Origin of the sequence: Cupriavidus yeoncheonensis (genome assembly GCF_905397275.1) — a bacterium.
Classification (GTDB): Bacteria; Pseudomonadota; Gammaproteobacteria; order Burkholderiales; family Burkholderiaceae; genus Cupriavidus; species Cupriavidus yeoncheonensis.
The window spans coordinates 85,553-103,311 of the sequence record NZ_CAJPUY010000019.1 but is presented as its reverse complement, the minus strand read 5'-3'; the positions used below and the strand labels follow the sequence as shown (position 1 = coordinate 103,311).

16 protein-coding genes are annotated in these 17,759 nt (G+C 66.1%); 6 read left to right on the top strand and 10 right to left on the bottom strand.

Translation table 11 applies throughout. The features are described from left to right. The first annotated feature begins 49 nt into the window (after positions 1-49). Positions 50-514 (top strand): YaiI/YqxD family protein, encoded by a 465-nt coding sequence (locus tag KHO22_RS23745; protein ID WP_211949631.1) that lies wholly within the window; start codon positions 50-52, stop codon positions 512-514. A gap of 136 nt (positions 515-650) precedes the next feature. After that, positions 651-1,709, top strand: a complete 1,059-nt coding sequence (locus KHO22_RS23740) for a methyltransferase (protein WP_211949630.1) — start codon at positions 651-653, stop codon at positions 1,707-1,709. Between the two features lie 71 nt (positions 1,710-1,780). On the opposite strand, the gene KHO22_RS23735 is transcribed toward KHO22_RS23740, so the two are convergent. Together KHO22_RS23735 and KHO22_RS23730 are read right to left on the bottom strand one after the other, a co-directional pair. Then, positions 1,781-3,151, bottom strand: a complete 1,371-nt coding sequence (locus KHO22_RS23735; protein ID WP_211949629.1) for an APC family permease — start codon at positions 3,149-3,151, stop codon at positions 1,781-1,783. Between the two features lie 91 nt (positions 3,152-3,242). Further along, entirely contained in the window at positions 3,243-4,166 is a 924-nt protein-coding gene (locus KHO22_RS23730; protein WP_211949628.1) for a lysozyme inhibitor LprI family protein, read from the bottom strand. Between the two features lie 205 nt (positions 4,167-4,371). Between KHO22_RS23730 and KHO22_RS23725 the strand changes: the two genes are divergently transcribed. Beyond that, entirely contained in the window at positions 4,372-4,950 is a 579-nt protein-coding gene (locus KHO22_RS23725) for a hemerythrin domain-containing protein (protein ID WP_211949627.1), read from the top strand. On the opposite strand, the gene tolA is transcribed toward KHO22_RS23725, so the two are convergent. Both tolA and KHO22_RS23715 read right to left on the bottom strand, forming a co-directional pair. Continuing rightward, a complete protein-coding gene (gene tolA / locus KHO22_RS23720; RefSeq protein WP_211949626.1) occupies positions 4,940-5,707 on the bottom strand; it encodes a cell envelope integrity protein TolA in 768 nt (255 codons plus the stop codon). The two genes, KHO22_RS23725 and tolA, sit on opposite strands and share 11 nt — an antisense overlap. A gap of 243 nt (positions 5,708-5,950) precedes the next feature. Beyond that, positions 5,951-6,121 (bottom strand): hypothetical protein, encoded by a 171-nt coding sequence (locus KHO22_RS23715; RefSeq protein ID WP_211949625.1) that lies wholly within the window; start codon positions 6,119-6,121, stop codon positions 5,951-5,953. 246 nt (positions 6,122-6,367) lie between these two features. Here KHO22_RS23715 and KHO22_RS23710 point away from each other — a divergent pair, with 246 nt between their 5' ends. The 3 genes from KHO22_RS23710 (at position 6,368) to KHO22_RS23700 (ending at position 10,242) form a co-directional block, all read left to right on the top strand. Further along, complete coding sequence (locus tag KHO22_RS23710) at positions 6,368-8,074, top strand: ABC transporter ATP-binding protein/permease (RefSeq protein ID WP_211949624.1); 1,707 nt, start codon at positions 6,368-6,370, stop codon at positions 8,072-8,074. Positions 8,075-8,266: 192 nt separating this feature from the next. Beyond that, entirely contained in the window at positions 8,267-9,514 is a 1,248-nt protein-coding gene (locus KHO22_RS23705) for an MFS transporter (RefSeq protein WP_211949623.1), read from the top strand. A gap of 2 nt (positions 9,515-9,516) precedes the next feature. Continuing rightward, complete coding sequence (locus tag KHO22_RS23700) at positions 9,517-10,242, top strand: hypothetical protein (RefSeq protein ID WP_230426987.1); 726 nt, start codon at positions 9,517-9,519, stop codon at positions 10,240-10,242. A gap of 66 nt (positions 10,243-10,308) precedes the next feature. Here the strand turns inward: KHO22_RS23700 and KHO22_RS23695 are convergent, their stop codons facing one another. The 6 genes from KHO22_RS23695 to KHO22_RS23670 form a co-directional block, all read right to left on the bottom strand. Then, positions 10,309-11,073 (bottom strand): fumarylacetoacetate hydrolase family protein, encoded by a 765-nt coding sequence (locus KHO22_RS23695; RefSeq protein ID WP_211949622.1) that lies wholly within the window; start codon positions 11,071-11,073, stop codon positions 10,309-10,311. 50 nt (positions 11,074-11,123) lie between these two features. Next, a complete protein-coding gene (locus KHO22_RS23690; protein WP_211949621.1) occupies positions 11,124-11,765 on the bottom strand; it encodes an aspartate/glutamate racemase family protein in 642 nt (213 codons plus the stop codon). 12 nt (positions 11,766-11,777) lie between these two features. Further along, positions 11,778-13,226, bottom strand: coding sequence for an MFS transporter (locus KHO22_RS23685; RefSeq protein WP_211949620.1), 1,449 nt, complete (start codon positions 13,224-13,226; stop codon positions 11,778-11,780). Between the two features lie 110 nt (positions 13,227-13,336). Beyond that, positions 13,337-14,839, bottom strand: a complete 1,503-nt coding sequence (locus KHO22_RS23680) for an amidase family protein (RefSeq protein ID WP_211949619.1) — start codon at positions 14,837-14,839, stop codon at positions 13,337-13,339. Between the two features lie 81 nt (positions 14,840-14,920). Next, entirely contained in the window at positions 14,921-16,225 is a 1,305-nt protein-coding gene (locus KHO22_RS23675; RefSeq protein WP_211949618.1) for an MFS transporter, read from the bottom strand. A gap of 203 nt (positions 16,226-16,428) precedes the next feature. Further along, positions 16,429-17,649 carry a pyridoxal-phosphate-dependent aminotransferase family protein gene (locus KHO22_RS23670; protein ID WP_211949617.1) on the bottom strand — a complete coding sequence of 407 codons (1,221 nt, stop codon included), beginning with the start codon at positions 17,647-17,649 and terminating at the stop codon, positions 16,429-16,431. Positions 17,650-17,759 lie beyond the last annotated feature (110 nt).

The window sequence follows — 17,759 nt, the reverse complement described above, 5'->3', positions numbered from 1 at the left end:
CGCGCGCAGGCAGTAACATGATCGCTCCCTCCCTCGATTGGAAGTCACGATGCAAGTACTGGTTGACGCAGACGCCTGCCCGGTTGTCGTCAAGGAAATGCTGTACCGGGCCGCACAACGTGTCGAAGTATGCGTCACGCTGGTTGCCAACCAGTATATGCGCACGCCGCCTTCCCGCTTTATCAGGTCACTGCAGGTACCCGCGGGCTTCGACGCCGCCGATGACCGCATCATCGAACTGGTCGGCAGCGGTGATCTGGTCATTACGGCGGATATTCCGCTGGCCGCCGCCGCCCTCGACAAGGGCGCCCATGTGCTCGACCCACGCGGCAGCTGGTTCAGCCGCGAGAATATCCAGGAACGCCTGACGATGCGCGAGGTCATGGAGCAGCTTCGCAGCGCTGGGGTCGATACCGGCGGGCCGGCACCGTACGCTGCGCAGGACAGCAAGACGTTCGCAGGCCAGCTGGACCGTTTCCTGGCACGCCATGCGCGGCCAGGTGCAGCCGCCTGAAGCTTGCCAGCCACGGCAACGCCGGCGCCCCTGATGTACAACGCTGGACTTCGCTCGATGCGCTGCCTACGCTAAGCATCAATGGCCGGCAGCCCAAGGCATCCGGCCCCTCACCACACTCGTCGGGGGAGCATCGATGCAAAATCCGTCAGACGTGGCACCGCAAGAGGGCCCGGGCAGCACGGGGCAGCACGAACTCACCCCGGATCGGTTGCTGCAGCTTGGCATGGGCTTCTGGGCCTCCAAGACCATGCTGTCCGCGGTCGAACTCGGCGTGTTCACGCGCCTGGCGGGCGGCCCCCTCGACGCCGCCGAACTGGTTGCGGCGCTCGGCCTGCATCCCAGATCGGCCCTCGATTTTCTCGACGCCCTGGTCGCACTGAACCTGCTGGATCGCGAAGGCGGCAAATACCGCAACGCCCCCGACGCCGCCCTCTTCCTGGACGCGGCCAAGCCGAGCTACGTGGGTGGCTTGCTGGAAATGGCCAATACCCGGCTGTATCCGTTCTGGGGCTCCCTGACGGAAGCGCTTCGCACCGGGCAGCCCCAGAACGAGGCCAGGCGGGGTGGCAACCTGTTCGAAGCGGTTTACCGCGACGAACACTCGCTGCGGCACTTCCTGAGGGCGATGACCGGGATCAGCCTGGGCGCCGGCAGGGCGATGGCCCAGAAGTTCCCCTGGCAGGACTACAACACCTTTATCGATATCGGCACGGCGCAAGGCGCCCTGCCCGTGCAGATAGCGCTCGCCCACCCTCACCTGCGCGGCGGCGGCTTCGACCTGCCGGCGGTGGGCCCGGTATTCGACGAGTACGTGGCATCGCACGGCCTGCAGGAACGGTTGCGCTTCCATCCCGGCGACTTCTTCAAAGAACCGTGCCCGACGGCCGAGGTGCTCGTGATGGGACACATCCTCCATGACTGGGACCTCGGGCAGAAGCTCGAACTCCTGAAGAAATGCCATGCCGCGCTGCCTCCGGGCGGTTGCCTGATCGTCTACGACGCGGTGATCGACGACGAGCGCAGGCAGAATGCGTTCGGCCTCCTGATGAGCCTCAACATGCTGATCGAGACGCCCGGCGGCTTCGACTATACCGGGGAGCAATGCTGCGCATGGATGCGGGAAACCGGCTTTGCGCAGGTACGTGTCGAGCCGCTCGCCGGGCCCGATTCGATGGTGATCGGGGTCCGGTAGCAACACGCCGGACGCCAGCGGCGATTGCGGCCATCGCGGCCATCGCGGCCAATGCCTGGCACGGGGCCCGCTCAGGCTGCGGGCACCGACCGGATACTCTTGCGGTTCAGCAGCAGCGGAATGGCCCCGATGGCAATCCCCCCCATGCCGACGACATTGGTGACCCAGTCGAAGGTCGGGATGCTGTAGAGCGCGATGAAGAAAAGGAAAATCCCGCTGGCCGCCGGCCAGATGACGTGGCTCACGGCAAGCCACGGTCCGCGCGCCAGCATCCTGCGGTAGTACCAGGCGCAGGCCAGCCCGGTCAGCCCGAGATAGAAGCAGATCTGGAAGCCGATGGCCGTGATCGAATCCTGCAGGATGACATTGACGGTTGGCAGGTAAGACGACACGAACAGCAGCGCGAGCCCGGTGATCCAGATGAAGAAGATCGCGATGTGCGGCGTGCGCCAGCGCGGATGCAGGCGCGCATAGCGAGGGTGGAGTGCGCCGTCGCGGCTCTTGGCAAAGAGTGTCCGCGTGAACTGCAGCATCTGCGTCTCGACCGTGCCGACCGTGCTCAGCAATACCGCGATGATCGAGACATAACCCCAGGTCGGCCCGAACAGCTTCTGCGCGATGGCGAAAATGACGTTCGTGTTGTAGTGCTGGATCTCGGCATCCGACAGGCCGAGCAGCGTGATGACAATGAAGACGAGGAAGAACGCCATCAGGAACACCATCGACCAGAACGCGGCACGGCCCGGGATGTGGTTCGAATCGCGCGTCTCCTCGCTGAGGTTCATGGTCACGTCCCAGCCGTAGAAGAAGAAGATCGCCACCAGCGCGCCGTTGGCGAACAGCCTGGGCGAGAACGCGAAGGGCGAGAACCAGACCAGCGAGAACGGGTGCTGCGGCGCGTGGCGGAACATGACGAGACTCGCGACGATGATCGCGAACAGGATGATGGCCTCGATGATCGTCATCAGCACCTGTACGTAGCTGGTGAGCTTGATGCCCTTGACCACGACCGCGCTGACAAAGGTCAGCCACGCGGCCGCGATCAGCGTCACGTAGTGCACGTTGTTCATCTTGGGCCGGTCAAGGATGAGCAGCGTGGCATTGGCCGCCGGGATCATGGCGGAAACCATGAACACGCAGCACAGAACCAGAAGCGCCCAGCCGGCAAAGAATCCGAGCGTACGCCCGAATACCATGCTCACCCACGAATAGGAGGTGCCGGCGCTTGCCAGCGCGCGGTTCATATTGATGAACGCATACGCGATGCCAAACATGACGACACCGCACACCAGGATGCTGGCCGGGGCGAGCGTGCCGGCCGTCCCGATGATCGTGGAAGTCGTGATCTCGATGCTGTAGGCGGGCGCCGTGCCGGCGATGCCCATGATCACCGATTCGACGATGCCCAGCGAATTGGCGTTGAGCTTGGCGGGTTCGTCCATGAGCGTGCGACTCGCGGTCGACATTGATGGACCGGCTTCTACTCCGGGCGTAGTGCTGGCAAAACGAATGATAGTCGGCCAGCAACAGGTTTCACGACCGCATCTGCTTCAGTTCGTCGATGCGAAGGCGATAGCTTCGCAGCAGACAAGCCTTGTCGCTGCACAGATTGCGGGAATGGCGCAGCCAGTCCCGTTGATCCGTGCGTAGCCGCGCCTTGTTGGCGGATGCCCTCAGCTTCTGCTCATAGATTCCCGCCAGCGCCTTATCGGCACCGGCCAGTTCCGCATCGCCGCAAATCAGCTGGGCGGGAACGGAAATGAGGCGGCTGCATTCAAGACTGCGCATCAGCGCCGGCTTTGACTCGCTTTGGGTCTCCAGCAGCCCCGCCTTGCACAGTCCTTGCAGAGACCTGCAAGCGACATTGCGTCGTATCCAGGCCATGTCTTGCGCACCATACTGCCGGACGAACTGGTTGATGGCGGCGTTACTTACCCCCCGCTGCATGGCGTTTGCCGCGATGACCTCGTTGCAGAGCGAGTCTTGCGCGTAGGTCTTCCCGTCGCGCCGGTAGCAACTGTGAAAGCCCAGCTGCCCCGTACCGACGACGCTGCGGCGTTCGCCGGAAGCAAACAAGATCGAGGCGCAAGCGGACGCGCACCTGGCGTTGTCCGGAACGGCCGTATAGACGCGGACCTTGTCCATGGCATCGACCATGCGGAAGGCGGCTTCGACATTGCCCCCGGGACTGTCCAGGACGAGGGGCACGAGGCCTTCGCGATCACGGCCGGCCAGTCTGGCGACCGCAAGGAACCTGTCCGCGTCACCGTCCTGGATCTTTCCTTCGCCGATGATCATTTTCAGGTCAAGTTGCGGCTGGTGGTAGATCCTGAATTCCATTCCCGACGCCGAACCCGGAAAGATCAGCACAGCCAGGCCAAGCGCGTGGAGCCAGAGCCGGCTGACAAGCCAAACCCCCGCCACGCCCTTCACCGCCGGGTGCCCAGTGCTGCGCATAAACGTCTCCCCGAATGAGAAGGTTGGACGCATGACCACGCCGGCTCCAGTGCAGGCCCGCGACGGCTGCTTTGAAGCGCCCGAGCCATGCGCAGAACTTTGATCCAGATCAGAGAGAACCCTGGATTGAAGCATAGTGTTCAGGCATGAGGCTTCGATACGACGTGGCCTCAAAGGCGACCAAACTCAACCGATGGAGCCCGCCATGGCCACCCCGTTTTCCACTTGGCATGAAGACCATGTCCATTTCGCCCGGCTGCTTGACCTTCTGGAAAGCCAGGTCATCCTGTTCGACCGGGGAGAGCAGCCCAACTACAGTTTGATGGCAACGATTATCCATTACATGCGGAATTTCGGTGACCGCGTTCACCATCCGCGCGAGGATATTGCCTACGCACGGCTGGTGGAGCGGGACCCTGGCATGGAGATCGTGGTCAGCCGCCTGCAGCAGGAGCATCGTGTCATAGCGATGGTGGGCCAGACGCTGGTGGACCGCCTGAATGAGGCCGAGAGCGACATGATCAGTTCGCGCGCCGCACTGGAGTCGGCAGCGGCCATGTACCTCGTGTATTACCGCAATCATCTCTCGACCGAGGAGCGGCACGTCATGCCGCGCGCGGCCCAGTTACTGACTCCAGCGGACTGGGAAGCCGTTGACGAGGCGGTTCCGGCAGGCGCGGACCCGCTCTTCGGGGACGATGTCCAGCAGCGGTTCCTGATCCTGCGCGCGCAGATCGACAGCGAGGCGCGCGCGTTGGCCAGCCAGGACCTTGCTACGAACTAGCCTGGTCCTTTGGCCAGAACGTGATCCTGATCTCGGGCGGCGCGACACCGGTAGCATCGTCGCGCGGCAACGGGTCGGAGAGCGTCACCGCGCGCAGGACGGCGTTGTCCCAGGCGGCGTTGCCGCTTGACTTGGCAAGCCTGGTGGACAGGATCGATCCGTCGGGTGCCATGCGCACGGCCACCACGGCAGCCGGATTGCCGTTGATGTCTTCGTTGAAGATGATGTGTGGCTTGACCCGCTGCCGGACGCGTTCGGCATAGCCGGACGAGGGTTTCCCGGACGTGCCGGTACCGTTGTTCGCGTCGGCACCGCCCGCCTGCGCGCGCAGGCGCGACAGCTCGCTGGCGCGCTCGGCGTTGCTGGCCTGGCGCTGCGCTTCCATCGCATTGTGCTGCGCCTCCCGTTGCGCTGCCTTTCGGGCCGCGTCTGCGCGAGCCTGCGCCTCGTGTTGCGCCCTCTCTTCGTCACGCACCGCGCGCTCGGCCTTGCGCGTTTTTTCCTGCAGCGAGATATCGGCTTTTTCCTGTTCGACCGGCCTGACGGTTGGCGCAGGCTTGACCACGGGCTCGCTCGGCACGGACTCGGGAACGGGGTCCCACATTTCGGCGGAAATCCCCTCCGGCACAGCGCTGTGCCAATGCACGCCGTAATAGAGCAGTGCTCCAAGCAGCATGTGCATGAACAAGGCTGCCAGGAAACAAGCCAGGGAGCCCCGTTCCCGGACGGGCTCAAAGGGAAATACGCCGGTCTGCATGGATCACCTGCCTCGCCGCTGTTCGCTGTCGGGATGGCCCTACCATCCCGTACGATGCGACATGCGCCTCAGGCCAATCGAGCTTCGGTACACCCGAAGCAGGACAGGCCTTGAGGGCCGCACTTCAGGACATATGTCCATTCTATGAAGTGCAGCGCAGGAGAGGAAATAATCCGGAGGATCGCGGGTAGGCAGTGTGGGCCGGGTGCGCGCGCCTCCAGTCTGTCCCCGGCCCCGGTGTGGCTACGAAGGATCCTTCGTTCGCGTGCGGGACACGGCGGCCATGATGCCGAGGCCGAGGATGACCAGGCATGCAATGCCGATGTAGACGGGCGCCAGGCCCGCAATCGACAGCCCCCAGGCGATCCCGCCCACCAGTACCAGCAATCCGATCAGGAAGAGCGCGAATGACATAACTATCTCCGGCAGTGAATCGGCTAAAGTCAATGTAGTTGCCGGTGTCCCGACGGAGCATCGGCGGGAGGCGCAAAGGTGCGTAGGCGAGTTCTGACTCCGGACGTGCCCCAATCACCACGATGCAAGTCGCGGCAGGACAGCGCTTTCCCTGGCATGCGAAATGCTCGTCCGCCCATTGTTAGAGGCCCGGGCCCCGGCAGTTCAGCGCTGCCCCGCTCGACGCCTTGTCAAAGCGATACGGTCATGTCTACGCGCGGCGGCAATCTTTGGAAGCGGTTCCTGGACATCGCCAAGCCATACTGGCTATCCCGGGAGAAGTGGAAGGCATGGGCCCTGCTGTCGGTACTGGTGTGCCTGCTGCTGGGCCAGACCTGGACCAATGTGCGTTTCAATGAGCAGACCGGCGAGTTTGCCTCGGCGCTCGCGGCCGGGGACGCCGACCGCTTCTGGTATGCCATCGAGATCTTCGTCTACGTGCTGATCGCGGCCGTCCCGGTCTACGCGTTCTATTACTACACGCGCAACCGGCTGTTCATGCAGTGGCGGTCCTGGATGACGCACCATTACCTGGACAAATACTTCGGCGGCTGCGCCTTCTACACGCTCAATGCCAGCACGGCCATCGATAATCCGGACCAGCGCATCTCGGAAGACATCAGCACCTTCACGCAGCAGTCGCTGTACTTCCTGCTGCTGATGCTGGGGTCGATGCTGCAGCTGATTGCGTTCAGCGAGGTGCTGTGGTCGATCTCGCGCGAACTGGTGGTGTTCCTCGTGCTCTATGCCGTCTGCGGCACGGTGGTCTCCGTCCTGTGCTTTGGCAGGGTGCTGATCGGGCTGAACTTCTACCAGCTCAAGCGCGAGGCCGACTTCCGCTTCAGCCTGATCCGGGTGCGCGAGCATGCGGAGTCGATTACCTTCCATCGGGGCGAGCAGCATGAATCGGATCACGTGCGCGGCCGCTTCCAGCACGTGTTCGCCAACTACAACCGCCTGAACCGCTGGCAGCTGAACCTCTACCTGTTCCAGTACGCCTATACCTTCCTGACCCTGATGCTGCCCAGCGTCATCGTCGCCAACCGCGTGCTGGACGGCGAACTGGAAGTCGGCAGCGCGATCCAGGCCGCGGGCGCATTCACGGCCGTGCTGGCGGCGCTGACGGTGATCGTCGACAACTTCGAAAGCCTGAGCCGCTTCGTGGCGGGCCTGGACCGGCTGGCTACGTTCGCGACGTCGCTGGCGCACACGCGCGTGCTGCGGCGCAAACCCGGCAGCCACATCGAGCGCCGCCGGGGCGACACATTGTCGGTCGAGCACCTGACCCTGCATACGCCCGACTACGGCCGTACCCTGCTGAAGGACCTGACCGTGACCGTGGGGCCGGGCCAGAGCCTGCTGATCGTCGGGCCCAGCGGTGGTGGCAAGAGTTCGCTGATGCGGGCCGTCAGCGGCCTGTGGAATTGCGGCAGCGGCCGCATCGTGCACCCGGGGGCGGGGCAGATGCTGATCCTGCCGCAGCATCCCTACATGGCGGTGGGCAACCTGCGCTGCCAGTTGCTGTACCCCCGCCATGAGGAGCGCCGCATCGCGGACAGCGAGCTGCTGAAGCTGCTCGACATGGTCAACCTGCCCGACCTGGTGGAGCGCGTCGGCGGGCTGGACGCTGAACTCGACTGGGGCAAGGTCCTGTCGCTCGGCGAGCAGCAACGCCTGGCGTTCGCGCGCCTGCTGCTGGCCCGCCCGCGCTACGCCCTGCTCGACGAAGCGACCAGCGCGCTGGATGTCGACAACGAGGCCCAGCTCTACAGCCGGCTGGCCACCGGCCCCACCACGATCGTCAGCGTCAGCCACCGCCCGACCCTGCTCAAGTACCACGTCCAGGTGCTGGAACTGCGCGGCAATGGCGACTGGCAGCTCCAGCCGGCACGCGACTACCGCTTCGCCTGGTAGCCTCCGCGCGCGCGTTGCGGCCGCGCCTGCATGCGCGCGGCGCATCCGTCACCGCCAGCACATATTGGTGTTTTACGGCACAATGCGCACTCGCGCTGCGCCGGAGCGCGCTGGCATCCATGAGGCAGGACGCAGAATCCCGCCCGCCAGCGAGCAGCGACTGGACCAACAAGATCTCGCGCTCCCTTCCCCATGACGGCTCCGCACGGCACCCCCGACACGTTTCCCGCCTCCGCCCCCAGCAACTCCGGCAACACACTCTCACCCGCCCAAAGCCGCCGTGCCCTGCTCGCGCTCGGTGTTGGGAGCTTCGGCATCGGCACCGGCGAATTCGTGATCATGGGCCTGTTGCCCGACGCCGCGCGCGACCTGGCCATCTCGATCCCGCAGGCCGGACACCTGATCAGCGCCTATGCGCTGGGCGTCGTCATCGGCGCCCCCTTGCTGGCCGTGCTGGGCGCGCGCTGGCCGCGGCGCAACCTGCTGATCGCGCTGATGGCCGCCTTTGCCGCGGGCAATTTCGCCAGCGCGGTCGCGCCCGCCTATGCCTCCATGCTGATCGCACGACTGCTGACCGGCTTTCCGCACGGCACCTACTTCGGCGTGGCGGCCCTGGTGGCGGCCGGACTGGTGCCCCGCGAGCGCCGCGCCCAGGCGGTTGGCCTGGTCATGCTCGGGCTCACCGTCGCGACGCTGGTGGGTGTGCCGATCGCCGCTGCCGTCGGCGCCTGGCTGGGTTGGCGCGCAGCCTTCCTGATCGTGGGAACCATCGGCCTGCTCACGGTCTGGCTGGTGTGGCGCTGGGTGCCATTCTTTCCAGGCGATCGCCGCGCCAGCCCGCTGCGCGAGCTGACTGCGCTGCGGCGCAAGCAGGTATGGCTGACGCTCGGCATCGGCGCCATCGGCTTTGGCGGCATGTTCGCCGTCTTCAGCTACATCAAGCCCACCATGCTCGAAGTGGCACAACTGCCGCCGGGCGCCATCCCCGTGGTCCTGGCGCTGTTCGGCGTGGGCATGGTCGCGGGCAACCTGGCCGGCGCCTGGCTGGCGGACAAGGCCCTGACACCGGCCATCGGCGGCGTGCTGGTGTGGTCCGCGCTGGTGCTGGGTGCATTCACGCTGACTGCGCCGCATCCCTGGCTGGCCTCGGCCAACGTCCTGCTGATCGGCACGGTCGTGGCACTCGGACCCGCGCTGCAGATCCGCCTGATGGACGTGGCGGGCGACGCCCAGACGCTGGCCGCCGCCCTCAACCACTCGGCCTTCAATCTGGCCAATGCGCTGGGTGCGTGGCTTGGCGGCGTGAGCATCGCTGCCGGACTGGGCTGGACCTCCACCGGCTGGGTCGGCGCGCTGCTCGCGGTGGGCGGCCTGGCCGTGTTTGCCTGGTCGGTGCTGGCCATGCCACGCGGCGGCGTGACGATGCCGCAGGCGTCCTGATCGTGCAAGCCCGCGCCCCGGACGCCCTGACGTCCTTCTTCTGGAGTGGCGACGCCCTGCGCAGCCGGAGCGTGAGCAACCTTGTGCTGTCGGGCACGCTCAACGTACCGGAGCCGCCGGCGCGCCTGCTCGCGGACTGGGCCAGGGAAATCTCGCGCCACATGACCCTGGACGCGGGCGATGTCGAGGTCATGCCGCTGGCCCGGGCGCGGGCACGCTGGCCGGAGTACCTGCACTGCGTGCAGGCGGTGTCCGACTGGACCAACCGGCTCGGGCTGGCCGGCGTAGTGGCCGCCAGCGACGTGGCCCTCATGGTTTGCCGCGGCGCCAGGTATCACCATGACGGCGAGCAGTACGGCGGGGCGGCCTTCTGCAATCTCTTCCTGAGCGAGGACAAGGGGCAGGACGTACATTTCCCGTCACTGGACCTTCGCATCCCGCTGCGCCGGGGCACGGTCCTGGTATTCGACACGTGCCAGCCACATGGCGTGATCCGGCGCGGCGGCAATGGCTTTGCCGAGGCCGACTTCCCGGACGGCCAGGATTGCACCCAGTTATTCCTGACCTGGGAGCTTCCCGTCGAGGACATCCATGTTGCCCAGGCGCTCGATGTCGCCTTCGACATTGTCCCGTCGACCCCGGCCAGCGTGAGCGAGGAGCAAGTCTGGCTGCATGGCGAACGGGTCAGCGTCCGCCAGGATTCCGGTCAGTGGGTCCCGGCGGACTAAGGCAGGCCAAACGTCCGACAACTGCCTCGGGTGCGTTGAAACGAGGCAAGTGGCGCCCCGCCCCGGTCAGAACTGGATCGATGCGTGCCCGATGCCGTCGAACTCGACCGTTACCAGGTCGCCGGCCGCAGCGGGCAGGATCCCCACCCAGGTTCCCGTCGTGACCACCGTGCCGGCCTCCACGCGCTCGCCGTGGCGCGTGGCGTGGCGCAGCCAGGCTGCCAGTCCGTACGCCGGATCGCCCAGGGCATGGGTCCCCTTGCGCTCGAAGCTTTGCGCGCCAATCCGGACATGGCAGCGTTGCGCAGCCCAGTCGATCGCCTCGTAAGCCCGCCACTCGCCGAGTACGAGCGCGCCGTGCGCCTGCAGGTCGGCAAGCTTCAGCAGTGAAGGCGCGTCGGTGTATTGCTGCCAGCGCGAATCGACGACTTCTATCGAGACGGCCATGCCGTCCACGAAGCTGGCCGCGCTGCCGCTGTCGAATGCGGCGGCTTCTTCCGCGCTGACCGCACGGCCGAGACGCAGGGCGATCTCGGCTTCGATGCCGCGCCAGGTGAAATTCCAGTTGCCGGCGTTTGCCGGACTGCTCCAGACGCCGTCAACGGGAAGTTGGGCATGCGTCAACCTGGCCTGCCGCGAAGGTCCGCCTGACTTCCAGTACGCGGGGCCGCTTGCATGCCAGCCCAGCGACGCGGCAACCGCCGACTGCACGGCGTAGGCGTCATCCGGGGTGGCAAGCGCCGTGGCGAAAGCCTCGGCATCGGCGCAGCGCTGTTCGCGCCGCGCGTGGATCAGGGTCTGGGCGACTGCATCGATCTGGATTGCGTTCATGCCAGGGACTACTCCTTGATGGAAAGGGAGAAAGGGAAACGATGGGCCGGTCAGTCGCGCGCGAGCGCCCGCAGGATGGCGCCGCACGCCGCCGGAACGGGCCCGATCACGGGAATGGCGAATTGCACTGCAAGCGCCTGCGCCGCTCGGCCGAGCGGTCCGCCGCCGATGACCACGGCGCGTGCGCCATCGGCCTCCACGCAGGCCTGCACGGCATCAGCCAGCGCGGCCTCCAGTGCCGCGGGATCCTGGCCAAGCCGCCATGGGTCGCCCGGCGTCAGGCGCACGCCGGTAAAGGCGGCTTCCAGCCCGAACTGCCGGACTTTGCCTTCGATCGAGGCGGCCAGCGCCGGCGTGGTCGTGGCGATGCCGAAGCGCCCCTGCTGCGCCGCCTCGCGCATGGCCGCCTCGCCAATACCCACCACCGGCACCGCCAGCCTGCGCCGCAGGATCTCCGCACCGGGATCGCCGAAGGCCGCGACGATCACGCCACAGGCATCGCACACGTCCAGTGCACCGACCACGTCCGCGGCCGTGCGCAGGTCGGCTTCGTCCACGATCATGGGCACCCCGCTCGGCGCGGTCAGGCCACGGACTTCCGCGCGTCCGCCGAGACTCGCACGCGCAATCTCCAGCATCATCTGCGTGGTCGCCTGCGACGTATTCGGGTTGATCAGCAGGATAGGCGTCATGTCACTCCGGGGTCAGGATCTGCTGACGCTGGCGGCGCCCGGTGCGACGGCCACCTGCGGCTCGTCTTCCACCTCGGGTTCACCCATGGGCCGGCCGAACGTCTCCGGCGCGAACTGTACGCTCACCGCGAACACGGCGTACATCGCGGCCAGCATGCTGAACATGCCGCCCACGCCGTAGGATTCAAACACGCGTCCGCTCACCAGCGGCGTCAGCGCGCCGGCAAGTGTACCCAGCGCAAGGATCAGCGATGTGCCAAAGGCGCGGACGTCGGTCGGATACTGTTCCGGGGCGAAGATCCAGATCGAGGTATTCAGCAGCACCACGCAGAAGGTAAAGCAGGCCCCGAACAGCAGCACCAGCCCCACGTTGAACGTCAGGAAGCCAAAGCTGAGCCCTGCCGCGCAGGCCAGCCCGGCGCCCAGGGTCAGCACGCGCTTGCGCGGAAAATGAAAGCCGCAATACGAGGCCGCCAGCGCGCCGAACAGGCTGCCGCTTTGCATCACCATGGTGAACAGCAGGCTCTTCGAGATGGTGTAGCCCTGCGACATCAGGATGGTCGGCATCAGGGTCAGGACGGAGATCTGCGCGCCATACGTCATCGACACCGCGATCCCGAGCGCGATCGTGCGCCGGCCCAGCCGGCCCCGGAACACATCGCGCAGCCGGACCCGGGCACGGGGCGAGTCGTCCTGGACGGCCTCCCTGATGTATTGCGTCGGCTCGCCCCGCAGCTTGCCCAGGCGCCCGGAGGCGAGGCCGGAGAGCACGACGTTCGCCTCATCCACGCGCCCCTTGGACAGCAGGAAGCGCGGGGTCTCGGGGATGAAGCGACGGTAGAACACGACGAAGATGGCAGGAGCCACCAGGCAGCCGAACAGCCAGCGCCAGCTGTCCGGTCCGGGAAACAGGGCGAACACCGCCAGTCCGAAAGCGGGCGCCAGCATATTGCCCAGCCCCCCGCTGCCCACGCTGACCATGCCGACCGCGGTGCCGCGAAAGCGGGTGGAGCACAGCTCGGCCAGAATCGTCACGGCGACCGAGATTTCGCCGCCGAGCCCGATGCCGACGATGAACCGGCCCGCCGCCAGCACCGTATAGTTCGGCGCCAGCGCGCAGATGATCGCGCCCAGCGTAAACAACAGCAGGTTCACGTTCAGCATCGTGCGACGGCCGTAGCGGTCCGCGATGTAGCCCGATGCCACACGCCCCAGCGCGGCCGCGCTGAAGGTCAGCGTATTCAGGAGGCCGATGTGCGCGACCGATATGCCCCATTGCTCGCGCAGGATGGGCCCCACCAGGCCGACGGCGTTCTGCTCGAAGACGTCGAACATCACGCCCAGCATGATCAGGAAAATGATCTTCTTGTGTGCAGCGGTAACGCCTATGCCATCCATTGCCCGGTCGAGTTCGTGCTGCTGGGGGGAACGCGACGATTGAACATTCACTTCTGCGCCCATGTTGTCTCCTCCTCGGATTGAGGTCAGTCACGGTGTATCCGCAAACCTGTCGCCGGCGTCGTTGGCCGGTCTTGGCAGAGCAGCAAAGAAAGTGCGCCTGCGGCGCCGTGCTAGGTCATCAGCGCCGGTGCGCAGTCAGGTGGCCGTCGTGCGCCGAGGGCCTGCTCGGCCGCATAGGCCAGTCGCAACAGCACACGCTCCGAAAACGGCCGGCCGAAGAATTCCAGGCCGACCGGAACGCCATGCGGGGCATTGGCGTCCGGCTCGGAGAAGCCGCCCGGTATGACGATTGCCGGAAAGCCCGTGGCAGATGCCAGCACGCCATTGCGCTCGGCCTGGGCCTCGCCCACGGGCGCGACCAGGCGCCGCTGGTGCGGAAACGCCAGCGCATCCAGGCGGTGCATCGCCATCAGCCCGAGGATGCGATCGCGCAAGGCTTGCTGGCGCTGCAGGCGTTCGCGGTATTCGGTCTCGTTGCCTGCCAGCGCCACGGCGTTCTTCAGCGTTCCGATGACGCCGGGAAGCACGCTCCCGGAAGCGATGATGTCTTCCATCGAGCGGACGGCCACGCCGGATGGCACCCTGGCAAGGTAGGCGTCGAGATCGCCCTTCATTTCGTAGAGATGCACCAGCGTGTCCGCCAGCAGCGCGTCGGGGTCGATCGCCTCGTCGATCTCGACCAGCTCGGCGCCGCGGGCCCCGATGGTGGCAAGCGCGCGTTGCATGACGGCATTGACGGCGCGATGCCCGGGCCCTTCGCCAAAGAACGAGCGCAGCACGCCGATGCGGGCGCCCCTGAGGCCGTCGCGGTTCAGTCCTTCGGCGTAGCTGGGCGGGATATGCGCGGCCGCCTGGCTGGTAACCGGGTCGGCCGGGTCGTGGCCGGCCATGACGTCGAGCAGGAGCGCGGCATCGGCCACGGTGCGGGTGATCGGACCGATGGTGTCCTGCGTCAGCCCGCAAGGGACCAGTCCGCTACGGCTGACCAGCCCCATGGTCGGGCGCAGGCCGACGAGGTTGTTCGCCGAAGCCGGTGAACGCACAGAGTTGATGCCGTCCGTGCCGATGCCCAACAGGCCGAAGTTGGCCGCGATGCCAGCGCCGGTGCCGCCGCTGGAGCCGCCCGGCGTCCGCGTCAGGTCATAGGGATTCAGGGTCTGCCCGCCCAGCGTGCTGACGGTCTCGCCGCCCGACGCCATCTCGTGCAGATTGGTCTTGGCCAGCACGATGGCACCGGCCTCGCGCAGGCGGCGCACGATAAAGGCATCCTCCCGCGCCAGATTGCCCTGCAGGCAACGCGCGCCCGCGGTCGTCTCGACGCCGGCGCATTCGATGTTGTCCTTGATCAGCACGGGAATGCCATGCAACGGCGCAAGCGGCACGGACGGGCTTGCCGCGGCATGTGCATCCAGCCGGTCGGCTTCCGCCAGCACTTGCGGATTGAGCTGCAACACGCTGTTGATGCGGGGGCCGCTCTTGTCATAGGCCGTAATCCGGTCCAGATAGCCCTGCACCAGCTGGCGCGCGGTCAGCCGGCCTTCGCGCATGGCGGCATGCACGCCGGACACGGTGGCCTCCATGACGCTGGTGCCGGATTCGAGGGTGGGTTCCATGTTTGCTTTCCTTGCGCCCCGGGCGCGGAGGGCGCCGGGGTGTTGAGTCCTTGGGGAGCGGCATGCCGCTCCCCGGCTGTGCTACCGGTTGACGAGCTTGGCCGGCAAGGTCCAGATGGCGAACGCGCCGAGGACGAGCATGCCCGCGATCATGTAGTACGCACTGCTGCCGCTCTGGGTCACGTCGCGCAGATACCCGATCATGTAGCCGCTGGTAAAGCCGGCCAGGTTGCCGATGGAGTTGCTCATGGCGATCGCCGTGGCCGCTGCCGCGCCGCTGAGGAAGGCCGTGGGCAGCGACCAGAACAGCGGCGAACAGGTCAGGATGCCGGCTGCGGCAATCGACAGGAACACCAGCGAGAGCGCCGTGCTGTGCATGATCCACGGCAGCGCCAGGAAGCCGAGGGCGCCCATCATGCAGGGCACGATCAGGTGCCAGCGCCGTTCCCGGTGCTTGTCCGCGCTCTTGGCGAAGAAGTACATGGTCACGATGGCCGCAATATACGGGATCGCGCTGAGCAGGCCGATCTGCACGGGGTCGGAGACGCCCGTCGACTTGATGAACGTCGGCAGCCAGAGCGTGATGCCGTACTGGCCGGTGACATAGCAGAAGCAGATCAGGCTGATCAGCCAGACCCGCGGGTCGGTAAAGACCTTGCCCACGCGCGCCTCCGGACCTGCCGCCTTGTTGTCCTCCGCCTTGGCCCGTTCGAGCACCTGCTTCTCGTCGTCGCTGAGCCATTTGGCCTTGGCGATGGAGCTGTCCAGGTAGTAGAAGCAGGCCAGGCCGAGCAGCACGGCGGGCACGGCTTCAATGAAGAACATCCACTGCCAGCCCGCCCAGCCCGCGATGCCGCCCATGCTGCCCATCAGGAAGCCGGACAGCGGGTTGCCAATGATGCCCGACAGCGGCGAGCCCATGCAGTAGATCGCCATGATCTTGGCGCGACGGTGCGACGGGTACCAGCAGGACAGGTAGTACACGATGCCGGGCGTAAAGCCCGCTTCGGCGAGGCCCAGCAGGAAACGCAGGGTGTAGAAGGCCGTCGGCGTCTCCACGAACACGAAGCACGCGGACAGCAGGCCCCATGTGACCATGATGCGGCCGATCCAGACCTTGGCCCCGAAGCGGTGGAGCGCCAGGTTGCTGGGGATCTCGAACAGGAAGTAGCCGATGAAGAAAATGCCGGCGCCAAGGCCGTAGACGGTTTCGCTGAAGCCAAGGTCCTGGGACATCTGGAGCTTGGCAAAGCCGACGTTGACTCGGTCGAGATAGGCAATCAGGAAGCAAAGCATCAGGAACGGCACGAGGCGCCAGCTTACCTTGCGATAAACGGCGTCTTCGTACGAACTCACCTTTGCCCCGGCCTGCAGGGTAGTTTCCACAGCGTCTCCTTTTGTATTGTCAGGTACGTCAGTACTGCTGCGCCGATCCTGATGCGATCAGTGCTGTGTGGAACGGGCCTGTACCGCCGGGGCCAGTGGCCGCGCGCTTGCCGTACTGCCGGCAAGCGGCTCGCTGCAAGGCCCTCCCCGGCCTTGCGGTGCGAACCGGTGCGCGCCGCGATCGCGGGCCCCGGCGGCTGGCGTCAGGCTGCGGCCCGCAGTGGCAAGGGGCTCGCGTGGGCGGCAAGATAGTCCATGGCCGCGGCAACGCCGCTGGCGGCAAGCGGGACGCCCGACAGCTTCAGCCCCATCTCGCAGCCGGACAGCGTGGCCATCAGCGTGAGGTCGTTGCAGTCGCCGAGATGGCCGATGCGGAACATCCGGCCCTTCATCTTGCCCAGCGCCGCGCCGAGCGACATGTTGAAGCGGTCATAGATGATCCGGCGCACGGTGTCCGCGTCGATGCCATCGGGCATCATGACGCCGGTCAGTACCGGGCTGTAGACCGACGGGTCCGCGCACTGGATCTCCAGGCCCCACGCGCGCACTGCGCGGCGGCAAGCTTCCGCCAGGCGCTGGTGGCGCGCGAAGACGTTGTCGAGCCCTTCTTCCAGGATCATGTCCAGCGCTTCCGACAAGCCGTAAAGCAGGTTCGTGCTCGGCGTGTAGGGCCAGTAGCCGGTCTGGTTCATCGCGATGATCTCTTCCCAGTCCCAGAAGCTGCGTGGCAGCCGGGCCGTTCTGGCGACCTCGATGGCCTTGGGCGACACGGCGTTGAAGCTGATGCCCGGCGGCAGCATCAGCCCCTTCTGCGAGCCCGAGACGGTCACGTCCACGCCCCACTCGTCGTGGCGATAGTCGGCCGAGGCCAGCCCGGAGATCGTGTCGACCATCAGCAAGGCCGGATGGCCCGCCGCGTCAATGGCCTTGCGCACGGCGGCGATATCGGAGGTGACGCCGGTCGAGGTCTCGTTGTGCACCACGCAGACGGCCTTGATGGCATGGCCGCTGTCCTGGCGCAGGCGCGCCTCGATCATGTCGGCCTGCACCCCGCGGCGCCAGCCCTCGATGCCCGGCAGGCCAAGGAATTCCGGACGCAGGCCCAGCTTCTCGGCCATCTTCTTCCAGAGCGTGGCGAAATGGCCGGTCTCGAACATGAGCACGGTATCGCCAGGGCTCAGCGTATTGGACAGCGCGGCTTCCCAGGCGCCGGTCCCTGAGGCCGGATAGATCACAACCGGCTGCTCGGTCTTGAAGATCTGGCGGATGCCGGCCAGCACCTTCAGCCCCAGCGCCCCGAACTCGGGGCCGCGGTGGTCAATGGTCGGGTAGCTGATGGCGCGCAGGATGCGGTCCGGCACCGGGCTCGGTCCGGGGATCTGCAGGAAATGACGGCCAGCGGGATGGAAGTCCAGTTTCAGCATTTACTCCTCCTGTTGAATTTTGCATTCAAAATACTTTAGCAGGCGGAGCCAGTAAAGGAAGGGGGCGAGGATAAGAAAAACGCGCAGTGTTTACCCCGATCCATCAGGGA